Raw genomic sequence first — 10880 nt, 5'->3', positions numbered from 1 at the left:
GGGGAGGTGCCGGGCCCCGGTCCGCCGCCACGCTGGTGCACATGACCAGCATCGACGTCCAGAACCTCACCAAGGAGTACGGCACCCGGCGGGCCGTCGACGACCTCACCTTCCGCGTCCCGCCCGGCCGGGTCACCGGCTTCCTCGGCCCCAACGGCGCCGGCAAGTCCACCACCATGCGCCTGGTGCTCGGCCTCGACCGCCCGACGTCCGGCTCCGCCACCGTCGGCGGACGCGCCTACGCCACCCTCCCCGAGCCCCTGCGCCACGTCGGCGCCCTGCTCGACGCGCAGGCCGCGCACGGTTCCCGCACCGGCCGGAACCACCTGCGCGTCCTGGCGGCGAGCAACCGCGTGCCGGACCGCCGGGTCGACGAGGTGCTGGAGGAGACCGGTCTGGGCGCCGCGGGCCGCCGCCGGGTGCGGACGTACTCCCTGGGCATGCGCCAGCGGCTGGGCATCGCCGCCGCGCTGCTCGGCGACCCGGAGGTGGTCATGCTCGACGAGCCCTCCAACGGCCTGGACCCGGAGGGCATCGTGTGGATCCGCACCCTGCTGCGCCGCCTCGCGGACGAGGGACGGACCGTCCTGGTCTCCAGCCACCTGATGAACGAGACCGCCGCCTTCGCCGACCACCTGGTCGTCCTCGGGCGGGGCCGGCTGCTGGCCGACACCCCGGTGCGGGAGTTCATCCGCGCACGGGTACGGCCCGCCGTGCGCGTCCGCACCTCCGACCCCGCCGCCCTCGGGGCCGCGCTCGCCCAGGAGGGCCACGAGATGGCGGAACACCCCGACGGGCACTGGACCGTGCCGGACGCGCGGGCGGACGACATCGGACGCCTCGCCTCCGCCGCGGGGGTGCCGCTCCTCGAACTCACGGCGGACGAGGGCACGCTGGAGCAGGCCTATCTGGACCTGACCGCGGCCGAGACCGAGTTCACCGCACCGCCCCAGGAGGCCTGACCATGCAGTTCGCACCCGTACTCCGGTCCGAGTGGCTGAAGATCCGCACGCTCCGCCCGCTCCCCGGGGCCCTCCTGGCGCTGTTCGCCGTGAGCACGGCGTTCTCCGCACTCGTCGGCATCTCGGAGATGCCGGACGACTTCGACCCGCTGTACATCTCCCTGTCCGGCGTCATGCCGGGCCAGATCGCCGCGATCTCCTTCGGCACCATGGCCGTGTCGTCGGAGTTCCACAACGGTGCCCTGCGGCTCTCGCTGGCGGCGGTCCCGCGGCGCGGCCGCTGGTTCGCCGCCAAGGCGACGGCCGTCGCCGTGCCCGCGCTCGTCGCCGGGCTGCTGACCGCCCTCGTCGCGCTCCTCGCGGCCCGTGCGGGGCTGGGCTCCCTGGCGGACGGCCTCACCGGGGACGAGCAGGTGCGCGGGGTCGTGGGCTGCGGCGTCTACCTCATGCTGATGGCCCTGTTCGCCGCGGGGCTCGCGATGCTGCTGCGCAGCGGCGTGGCCACGCTGTCGGTGCTGATCCCGTTCATGGTCGTCGTGTCCTTCGTGATCGGTGACGGGATCGGTCCCGTCGTCGACTTCCTGCCCGACCGGGCCGGACAGCTGGTCTTCCAGCGGCCCCAGGAGGGGCCGCTGGGCCCCTGGTCGGGGCTCGCGGTGACCGCGCTGTGGACCGCGGCCGCCCTGCTGGCGGGGGCGTGGAGCCTGCGGCGCCGGGACGTCTGACGGCCGGTGAACTGGCGGCCCGTCACATGCCGGTGCCGGCGGGAGCCCACCGGGTCCACGGGCGTCGCACCACGCGTCGCCGTCGACGACGGGCCGTGCTTTTGCCCCTTCCGGGCGGAGCGCGGCCCGTCGGGCGGTGGCGGCCGGGAAGGCACCACCGCCCTGCGTACGGCCGCTCGTCCCACCTGATCCGCACACCGGGCGAATGGTGAGAAAACAGGCAGCCCGTCGCAGTTGCGACTTGTAAAGAAAGAGCTGCGAAGAAGGTGATGTGATCACTGCGAAGGTGGACAGAAAGAGTATTGCAGTGTAGACATCTGCTGTCTGCCTGGCAGGGCTTGAGGGCGGCCAGCCGCGTATCTCGGTGCGACCGGAGAACGCCGCCGCCGGTGGAGGTTTCCGCCCTGTGGTTGGTTTGCGGGCCCAAAGGGGCCCGCAATTTTTGAGCTCCCCCGGTCCGCGCGATGAGGCGTCGGGTGGCGGGGGTGGAGCACACTCTGCGCCCGCGGCGTGCGGATGCGTTCGGCATGCCCCGAGCGAGCCCTCCCATGCCGTCGCCGGCGCCCGGCTCCGCGAGACGAAGGAGGTACGTCTGTTGGACGGCATGGAAACGGCCCAGTTCAGCGCCGTGATTGTCGTTGGCCTGCTGGTCTTCTTCTACGGTGGGACCTTTCTGATCTCGGCCCGGATCGGCAAGAAGGAGGAGAACGCCGACGGGTACATGACTGCTGGGAACAACATCGGATTCGGCGTCTCGGCCGCGAGCATGACGGCGACGTGGATCTGGGCGGCCTCGATGTACGCCTCCGCCACCTCGGGTTACACCTACGGCATCTCGGGCCCCATCCACTACGGGCTCTGGGGCGCCCTGATGATCCTTTTCATCTACCCCTTCGGCAAGCGCATCCGCGCCGTCGCCCCCAGGGCGCACACGCTGGCGGAGGTCATGTACGCCCGCCACGGGCGCTCCAGCCAGCTGATGCTCGCGGGCTCCAACGTCGTCGGCAGCCTCATCAGCCTGATGTCCAACTTCATCGCCGGCGGCGTGCTGATCTCGCTCCTGTCGCCGTTCACCTTCATCCAGGGCGTCCTCTGCGTCGCGTCGGGCGTCCTGCTCTACACGCTGTGGTCCGGGTTCCGGGCCTCCGTCATGACCGACTTCGTGCAGGTCGTGGCGATGCTCGGTGCCGTCGCCGTGATCGTTCCGTTCATCTTCTTCGCGGCCGGCTTCCCGGCGGCCTTCGAGACCGGCGCGGCGAACCTGACCCCGCAGCAGGGGAACTTCTTCTCCAGCGAGGCCTTCATGGGGCAGGGCGCCCCTTACATCGCCGCGGTGCTGGCCTACGCGATCGGCAACCAGACCATCGCCCAGCGCCTGTTCGCGGTGCGGGAGAGCCTGATCAAGCCCACCTTCATCACCGCGACCATCGGCTACGGCGGCATGGTGATCGGCGTCGGCATGCTCGGCGTGCTCGCCCTCTACCTGGGCTTCGAGCCGTCCGGCGGCGACATGAACAACCTCATCCCGGAGATGGCCGCCACCTATCTGCCGTCCGCGCTGCTGGCCCTCTTCTTCATCATGATCGTCGGCGCGCTGTCCTCCACCGCCGACTCCGACCTCGCCGCCCTCTCGTCGATCATGATGGCCGACGTCTACGGCCGGGGCGTGGCGGGCAAGGGACGGGCCAACCCGAAGACGATGCTGCTGGTCGGCCGACTCACCATGGTGGTGGCCACCGCGCTGGCGGTGGCGTTCGCCAGTCTTCAGCTGAGCATCCTCGACCTCCTGGTCTTCGTCGGCGCGCTGTGGGGCGCGCTCGTCTTCCCGGTGCTGGCCAGCTTCTACTGGGAGAAGGTCACCAGCAAGGCGTTCACCACCTCGGTGCTCGCGGCGCTCGCGGTGTTCCTGCCCGTGCGCTTCGGCTGGATCCCCGTGGACGGTGTCTTCGGTTACGTCGTGGACGTGCTCGCGGTCATCGGCATCGGTGTCGTCCTCGGCCTGATGGTGTTCGGCTTCTCGAACCTCATGGCGGCGAAGATCACCGGTGTGCTGGCCATGGTGGTCGCCGCGCCGTTCGCGATCGGATCCCTGCACGAGTACGCGACCCTGTGCGGTTCGCTCGTCGCCTACTCGGTGAGCACCGTCATCTGCTGGGCCATGTCGGCGCGCCGGGGGGAGAGCTTCGACTTCTCCGTCATCGCGGAACGCGCCGGCGACTTCGACGACGGGGACGCCGCCGCGGCGGCCCCCGGCGGGACCGGGGAAGCGCTCGACGTCCCGAGCCCGCGGTCGGCCGGCGGAGACGTACCGGACGGACGCGAACCCGAGCCCGCCGCACCCGCCAAGTAAAGCTCGGTGGGACAAAGAAGAGAGAAGGAGGCGCAGTGACCGCAGCCCTGACCGTCTACGTCCTGATGTGGCCCGTCGTCGTGGCCGCCACGCTGTTCGTGATCAGCCGTGGGTTCTTCCGGGAGTGGGCCGAAGCCCGCCGCAACGGCCACGACCTGGTCTGACCCCGAACGCGCGCGAGCCGCGTCCCGCGGGACGCGGCTCGCGCGCGTCCCGGACCTTCAGCCCCGGCCGATACGGCTCAGAGGATCGCCCCGGGGGCGTAACCAGCGGCCTCCGGGTGCTGCTCGACGATCTCGTCGACCCTGCCCACGACGGCGGCGACCTGGGCGCCCGCGGCACCGGTGAACACCAGCTTGTCCGCCATCAGCGCGTCCAGTCCGGCCCTGTCGAGGGGGATCCGGCCGTCGGCCGCGAGCTTGTCGAGCAGGTCGTTGCGCTCGGCGCCCCGCTCGCGCATCGCGAGGGCCGCGGCGACGGCGTGCTCCTTGATCGCCTCGTGCGCGACCTCGCGGCCGACACCCGCGCGCACCGCGCCCATCAGCACCTTGGTGGTGGCCAGGAACGGCAGGTAGCGGTCCAGCTCCCGGGCGACGACCGCCGGGAACGCGCCGAACTCGTCGAGCACCGTCAGGAACGTCTCCAGCAGACCGTCGAGCGCGAAGAACGCGTCGGGAAGCGCCACCCGGCGCACCACCGAGCAGGACACGTCGCCCTCGTTCCACTGGTCACCCGCCAACTCCCCGGTCATCGAGGCGTACCCGCGCAGGATCACCATCAGGCCGTTGACGCGCTCACAGGAACGGGTGTTCATCTTGTGCGGCATCGCGGACGAGCCGACCTGGCCCGGCTTGAAGCCCTCGGTGACCAGCTCGTGCCCGGCCATCAGCCGGATCGTCTTCGCCAGTGAGGACGGCGCCGCCGCCAGCTGCACCAGCGCGGTCACCACCTCGTAGTCCAGCGACCGCGGGTAGACCTGGCCGACCGAGGTGAACGCCTCGGCGAACCCCAGGTGCCCGGCGATCCGCCGCTCCAGCTCCGCGAGCCGGTCCGCGTCGCCGCCCAGCAGGTCCAGCATGTCCTGCGCCGTGCCGACCGGGCCCTTGATGCCCCGCAGCGGATAGCGGCCCAGCAGCTCCTCCAGCCGGCCGTACGCGACGAGCAGCTCGTCGGCGGCGGTGGCGAAGCGCTTGCCGAGCGTGGTGGCCTGGGCCGCCACATTGTGCGAGCGGCCGGCCATCACCAGCTCGCCGTACTCCCCGGCCAGCCTGCCGAGCCGGGCCAGCACCGCCACCGTGCGGTCGCGCACCAGCTCCAGCGACAGCCGGATCTGGAGCTGCTCCACGTTCTCGGTGAGGTCGCGGGAGGTCATCCCCTTGTGCACGTGCTCGTGCCCGGCGAGGTCGTTGAACTCCTCGATCCGCGCCTTCACGTCGTGCCGGGTGACCTTCTCGCGCTCGGCGATCGACGCCAGGTCGACGGTGTCGAGGACCCGCTCGTAGTCGGCGATCGCCGCGTCCGGCACCTCGACGCCGAGGTCCTTCTGCGCCCGCAGCACGGCGAGCCAGAGCTGCCGCTCCAGCCTCACCTTCTGCTCGGGCGACCAGAGCGTGGCGAGCTCGGCGGAGGCGTAGCGTCCGGCGAGGACGTTCGGGATACGGGGCTTGGCGGGCGCAGCAGTCACGTGCACGGAGTCTACTGGCGATTCGTGCAGGTCGGCGCCACGGGTGATTCGGAGGAAGCTACGAGGCGCGGCGGCGGTCCCCCGCCGTCACCGCAGGTCGTACGGCAGCAGTTCGGGGCGCTTGGGCGGGCGGCCGTCGCCGGAGGAGCGGCCGGTGAGGCGGCGGCCTATCCACGGCAGCAGGTGCTGCCGGGCGAACCGGGCGTCCGCGGCGCGGCGCGTCGTCCAGGCCGGCGGCAGCGCGGCCGGCGGGGGCAGCTGCCACTCGGGGTCCTCGGGCGGGTAGCCCAGCGCCTGCCACACCGCCTCCGCGACCCTGCGGTGCCCCTCGGCCGTCAGGTGCAGCCGGTCCACGTCCCACAGCCGCTGATCGCCGAGCGAGGGCGCTCCGTACAGGTCGACGACCAGCGCGCCGTGCCGTTCGGCCAGCTCGTCGAGGCAGGCGAACAGCGCCTCCATGCGCGGCCGGAACCGCTCCTGCACGGGCCCCTGGCGGGCCGGGCTGCGCATCAGCACCAGCTGCCCGCAGTGCGGGGTCAGCCGTTCCACCGCCTCGGTCAGCAGGTCGCGGACCATGACCATGTCGCACTTGGGCCGCAGCGTGTCGTTCAGCCCGCCGACCAGGGTGACCACGTCGGCCCGCATGGCCGCCGCCGCGTCCACCTGCTCGTCGACGATCTGCCGGATCAGTTTGCCGCGCACCGCGAGGTTGGCGTACCGGAATCCGGGAGCGACGGCCGCCATCCGCGAGGCGAGGAGGTCGGCCCACCCCCGGTACGTGCCGTCGGGCAGCAGGTCCGACATGCCCTCGGTGAAGGAGTCGCCGACCGCGACCAGGCTGGTGTGAGTGGGGTTCGTCTGCATGGCGACAGAGATGATATCCCGTGCACATACCCGTCGGTCGGTCGGCTCCTCCCCCTTCCGGAGGCGTCGGGCCTCGTGCTCCGGACCCGCCGGGCCCCGTCAGGACCTGCCGGGCCCCGTCCGGGACCGCCCCGCCCCGCCGGAGACCCGGCGGGGCGGGGCGGTCTCAGACGCGCTGGCCGAACAGCTTCTGCAGCACGTCCTCCATCGTCACCAGCCCCGCCAGCCGTCCGTCCGACCCGAGCACGGCCGCCAGGTGCGTGCGGCTGCCGCGCATCGCGGTGAGGACGTCGTCCATCGGCGTGCTCTCCCGCACCCGCGCGATGGAACGCATGTCCCGCAGCAGGAACGGCATGTCGCGCGGAGAGGCGTTGAGGGCGTCCTTCACGTGCAGGTAGCCGACGATCCGCCGGCCCTCGTCCACCACCGGGAAGCGGGAGTACCCGGACTCCGCCGAGAGCTCCTCCAGCCCCTCGGGGGTGACGCCCACGCGCGCGTAGACCACGCTCTCCAGCGGCAGCACCACGTCCCGCACCGGCCGCCGGCCCAGTTCCAGCACGTCGTTCAGGCGCTCCTGCGCGCGGTCGTCGATCAGACCCGCCTCGCCGGAGTCCTTCACCATCTGCGCCAGCTCCGCGTCGGAGAAGGTCGCCACGACCTCGTCGCGCACCTCGACCCGCAGCAGCCGCAGCAGCGTGTTGGCGAAGGCGTTGATCGTGAAGATCACCGGGCGCAGCGCCCGGGACAGCGCCACCAGCGGCGGACCGAGCAGCAGCGCGCTGCGCACGGGTTCCGCGAGGGCGATGTTCTTCGGCACCATCTCGCCCAGCAGCATGTGCAGGTACGTCGCGAGCGACAGGGCGATCACGAAGGACACCGCGTGCCCCGCGCCGTCCGGCACGCCCAGCGAGTGGAACGCCGGTTCCAGCAGGTGCGCGATGGCGGGCTCCGCGACCACACCGAGGACCAGGGTGCACAGCGTGATGCCGAGCTGTGCGGCCGCCATCAGGGCGGACACGTGCTCCAGGCCCCACAGCACGTTCCTGGCACGCCGGTCGCCCTGCTCGGCGTACGGCTCGATCTGGCTGCGGCGCACCGAGATCAGCGCGAACTCGGCGCCCACGAAGAAGGCGTTGACGACCAGCGTCGCCAGACCGATCAGCAGTTGTACGGCGATCATCGCCGGGCCCCCTTCTCACGCGCCGTGCCGTGCCTCCCGCGCTCCGCCCCGCCGGCGGGCCCGGCGTCCGGCGTCTCGTCCGGCGCGTCCTGCGGGTGCGCGGCGGTGAGCGGCGCGTGCAGCAGCACGCGTGCCGCGCGGCGGCCCGTGGCGTCCAGCACCTCCATCCGCCACCCCGCGACCTCCAGGGTGTCGCCGACGGCGGGGATCCGGCCCAGTTCGGTGGCCACGAGCCCGGCCAGGGTCTCGTAGGGCCCGTCCGGCACGCGCAGGCCGACCCGGGCGAGCTGGTCCACGCGGGCGGAGCCGTCGGCCGAGAACAGGTCGTGCCCCTCCTCGTCCGAACCCGTCCGGGCCAGGTCGGGGGTCTCGTGCGGGTCGTGCTCGTCGCGGACCTCCCCGACGACCTCCTCGACGATGTCCTCCAGCGTGGCCACGCCCGCCGTACCGCCGTACTCGTCGATCACCACGGCCATGGTGCGCCGGCCGGAGAGCCGGTCCAGCAGCCGGTCGACGGTGAGCGACTCCGGGACCAGCAGCGGTTCGCGCATCAGCTCCGACACGGGCACCCGGGGACGGCGCTCGGCGGGCACCGCCAGCACGTCCTTGATGTGCGCGGTGCCGACCACCGAGTCGAAGGTGCCGCGGTACACCGGGAACCGGGACAGGCCCGTCGCCCGGGTCGCGTTCGCCACGTCCTCGCAGGTCGCCTGGACCTCCAGGGCGACGACCTGGACGCGCGGGGTCATCACGTTCTCCGCGGTGAGGTCGGCGAGGTTCAGGGTGCGGACGAACAGCTCCGCCGTGTCGGCCTCCAGGGCGCCCTCCTTGGCGGAGTGCCGGGCCAGCGCCGCCAGCTCCTGGGGACCGCGCGCGGAGGCCAGCTCCTCCGCCGGCTCCACACCGAAGAGGCGCACTATGCGGTTGGCCGTGTTGTTCAGGTGCGTGATGAAGGGGCGGAAGGCGGCACTGAACCAGCGCTGCGCGTTGCCCACGTTCTTGGCGACGGCCAGCGGTGACGAGATCGCCCAGTTCTTGGGCACGAGTTCGCCGACCACCATCAGGAAGACGGTCGACAGCGCCGTGCCGAGCACCAGGGCCAGGGAGCTCGCCACCGAGTCGGCGACCCCCACGCTCCTCAGCGGGCCGGAGATCAGCGCGGCGATCGACGGCTCGGCGAGCATGCCGACCACCAGGTTGGTGACCGTGATGCCGAGCTGCGCGCCGGAGAGCTGGAAGGTCAGGTTCCGTACGGCTTTGAGCGCACCGGGGGCGCCGCGCTCACCGCGCTCCACCGCCCGTTCCAGGTCGGAGCGTTCGACGGTGGTGAGGGAGAACTCGGCCGCGACGAAGGCGCCGCACGCGAGGGAGAGCAGGATCGCCACCAGGAGGAGGAGCACCTCGGTCACCGGGCCACCCCCGCCCCACGGCCGGACGGGAAGCGAACGAGTATGCGATGCGAGGTGCGGCGACGTCGGGTACTTCGATGCCGCGTTCTACTGGGGGGCTCGCCCATGGGCGGACGCACACAACCTTTCATGAAGGACCGGGTTACCCTCCCAGCGTAAAGGACCGGCAAAGGTCTCCGGTGAGGTCCTCCGCCGTCCGCCCGCCCGCTCAGGGCCCGCCGTCCGGCAGCGGCTTGACCCAGCGTCGCCAGTGTTCCTGGGGCGCGTATCCGGCGGCGTCCCACGCCCGGTGCGCGGTCCCGTTGCGCTGCAGCACCATGGCGTCCGCGCGGCGCCCGCCGAGGCGCGCGAACCGTTCCTCGGCCGCGGCCAGCAGTGCCGAGGCGATGCCCTGCCTGCGGTGGTCCGGGTGCACCGCGAGGCGGTACAGGTGGCAGCGCCAGCCGTCGAAGCCGGCGATCACGGTGCCGACCGGCTCGGCGCCCCTCTCGGCGAGGAGCAGCGCCCCGGGATCACGGGCGACCAGCAGGTCCACCCCCTCCCGGTCGTCGCTGATGCTGGTGCCCTCGGCGGCGGTCCTCCAGAAGGCCAGCACGGCGTCGAGATCCCCGGGCGCCGCGGCTCGTATGCGCAGTTCGGTCATGTGCGGATCCCAGCACGCGGCCCGGCCCGCGACCCGCAATTCCACGATCCGGACACCGCCCGGCTGGCACACCGCCCGGCCCGCACCTCACCCGTACGGGCGAGTACGTCACCCGTGCGGGCGCGTACGCCGCGGGAGTGGTCGTGCCCGGGGAGCACGCCCGGGCGTGTCACTCGTGCGCGATCGCCTCCAGGACGTTCATCCGCGACGCGCGCAGGGCCGGCAGGAGGGCCGCCGCGATGCCGGCCACCGCCGCACCGATGACGACCGTCACGATGATGTTCCAGGGGATCGCGAGCGCGGTCATGCCCTCCAGGGCCAGCACCCGGTGCATGCAGACGCCCCACACCAGCCCCAGCCCGAGGCCCAGCACCGCGCCGAACACCGCGATCACCACCGCCTCCAGCCGGATCATCCGCCGCAGCTGGCGCCGGCTCAGCCCGATGGCCCGCAGCAGCCCGATCTCCCGGGTGCGCTCCACCACCGACAGCGTCAGGGTGTTGACCACGCCCAGCACCGCGATGACGATCGCCAGCCCCAGGAGGGCGTAGACGAGGTACAGCAGGACCGCGATCTGATCGTGCACGAGGTCCTTGTAGTCGGCCTGGTCGCGTACCTGGACCTGCGGATACGGTGCGAGCGTCGCCTCCAGCCGGTCACGGAGCTCGTCCGCGCCCGTGCCGTCGGCGGCGTTCACGTACAGCGCGGAGTCCTGGCCGCCGGGCACGTACTCCTCGACCGCCGCGATGCCGAGGAACAGCCCGCCCCGCACGCCGAAGCCGTCGCCGCTCTCCAGGTCGGTGAGGGCGCCCACGGTCCGCTCCGAGCGCCGCCCGCCCGGGAACTCGACAAAGACCGTGCTGCCCGTCCGGACGCCGTGGTCCGCGGCGAAGCCGGCGTCCATGGCGATGCCGCCGTCGGCCAGCGCCGCCGCCGTGCCGCCGCTCGCGTAGGCGATCCGGGCGACCTCGTCGACCCGGTGGTCGTACCCGGCGGCGGTCGTCTCGACCCGCTCCCCGTCCGGCAGCCGCACCGCCACCGGCGCGAACCGCTGCCGTACGAC

Annotated in this window: 10 protein-coding genes; 4 read left to right on the top strand and 6 right to left on the bottom strand. The window is 72.4% G+C overall.

What is annotated here, in order from left to right:
* The first annotated feature begins 41 nt into the window (after positions 1–41).
* The 4 genes from AOK18_RS22130 to AOK18_RS34560 all read left to right on the top strand — a co-directional run bounded on the left by AOK18_RS22130 (position 42) and on the right by AOK18_RS34560 (position 4201).
* Positions 42–962 (top strand): ABC transporter ATP-binding protein, encoded by a 921-nt coding sequence (locus AOK18_RS22130; protein WP_055695479.1) that lies wholly within the window; start codon positions 42–44, stop codon positions 960–962.
* A gap of 2 nt (positions 963–964) precedes the next feature.
* Positions 965–1687 carry an ABC transporter permease subunit gene (locus AOK18_RS22125; protein ID WP_055573481.1) on the top strand — a complete coding sequence of 241 codons (723 nt, stop codon included), beginning with the start codon at positions 965–967 and terminating at the stop codon, positions 1685–1687.
* 604 nt (positions 1688–2291) lie between these two features.
* Positions 2292–4037: a sodium:solute symporter family protein gene (locus tag AOK18_RS22120; RefSeq protein ID WP_095534039.1), complete on the top strand. Its 1746-nt coding sequence runs from the start codon at positions 2292–2294 to the stop codon at positions 4035–4037.
* 35 nt (positions 4038–4072) lie between these two features.
* On the top strand, positions 4073–4201 hold the full coding sequence (locus AOK18_RS34560) for a putative transporter small subunit (protein ID WP_240503271.1): 129 nt from the start codon (positions 4073–4075) through the stop codon (positions 4199–4201).
* Between the two features lie 77 nt (positions 4202–4278).
* On the opposite strand, the gene purB is transcribed toward AOK18_RS34560, so the two are convergent.
* The 6 genes from purB to AOK18_RS22090 form a co-directional block, all read right to left on the bottom strand.
* Complete coding sequence (purB, locus tag AOK18_RS22115; protein ID WP_055695478.1) at positions 4279–5721, bottom strand: adenylosuccinate lyase; 1443 nt, start codon at positions 5719–5721, stop codon at positions 4279–4281.
* Positions 5722–5808: 87 nt separating this feature from the next.
* The gene (locus tag AOK18_RS22110) at positions 5809–6585 is read right to left on the bottom strand and encodes an SGNH/GDSL hydrolase family protein (RefSeq protein ID WP_055695477.1); all 777 of its coding nucleotides are present in this window, start codon (positions 6583–6585) and stop codon (positions 5809–5811) included.
* 166 nt (positions 6586–6751) lie between these two features.
* The gene (locus tag AOK18_RS22105) at positions 6752–7765 is read right to left on the bottom strand and encodes a hemolysin family protein (RefSeq protein ID WP_055573732.1); all 1014 of its coding nucleotides are present in this window, start codon (positions 7763–7765) and stop codon (positions 6752–6754) included.
* Positions 7762–9174: a hemolysin family protein gene (locus tag AOK18_RS22100; RefSeq protein ID WP_055695476.1), complete on the bottom strand. Its 1413-nt coding sequence runs from the start codon at positions 9172–9174 to the stop codon at positions 7762–7764. The genes AOK18_RS22105 and AOK18_RS22100 overlap by 4 nt, the downstream gene beginning before the upstream one ends.
* Before the next feature lie 208 nt (positions 9175–9382).
* Positions 9383–9817: a GNAT family N-acetyltransferase gene (locus tag AOK18_RS22095; protein ID WP_055695480.1), complete on the bottom strand. Its 435-nt coding sequence runs from the start codon at positions 9815–9817 to the stop codon at positions 9383–9385.
* A 169-nt stretch (positions 9818–9986) separates the two neighbouring features.
* The coding region (locus AOK18_RS22090; protein ID WP_157865144.1) for an ABC transporter permease at positions 9987–10880 on the bottom strand (894 nt) is incomplete at its 5' end.

This window comes from Streptomyces prasinopilosus (assembly GCF_001419695.1).
Lineage (GTDB): Bacteria > Actinomycetota > Actinomycetes > Streptomycetales > Streptomycetaceae > Streptomyces > Streptomyces prasinopilosus.
This window is presented reverse-complemented; position numbering and strand designations above follow the sequence as displayed.

Coding starts and splice junctions, on each gene's coding strand:
- AOK18_RS22130 (WP_055695479.1), top strand. CDS start 42: ATGACCAGCATCGACGTCCAGAACCTCACCAAGGAGTACGGCACCCGG.
- AOK18_RS22125 (WP_055573481.1), top strand. CDS start 965: ATGCAGTTCGCACCCGTACTCCGGTCCGAGTGGCTGAAGATCCGCACG.
- AOK18_RS22120 (WP_095534039.1), top strand. CDS start 2,292: ATGGAAACGGCCCAGTTCAGCGCCGTGATTGTCGTTGGCCTGCTGGTC.
- AOK18_RS22110 (WP_055695477.1), bottom strand. CDS start 6,585: ATGCAGACGAACCCCACTCACACCAGCCTGGTCGCGGTCGGCGACTCC.
- AOK18_RS22105 (WP_055573732.1), bottom strand. CDS start 7,765: ATGATCGCCGTACAACTGCTGATCGGTCTGGCGACGCTGGTCGTCAAC.
- AOK18_RS22095 (WP_055695480.1), bottom strand. CDS start 9,817: ATGACCGAACTGCGCATACGAGCCGCGGCGCCCGGGGATCTCGACGCC.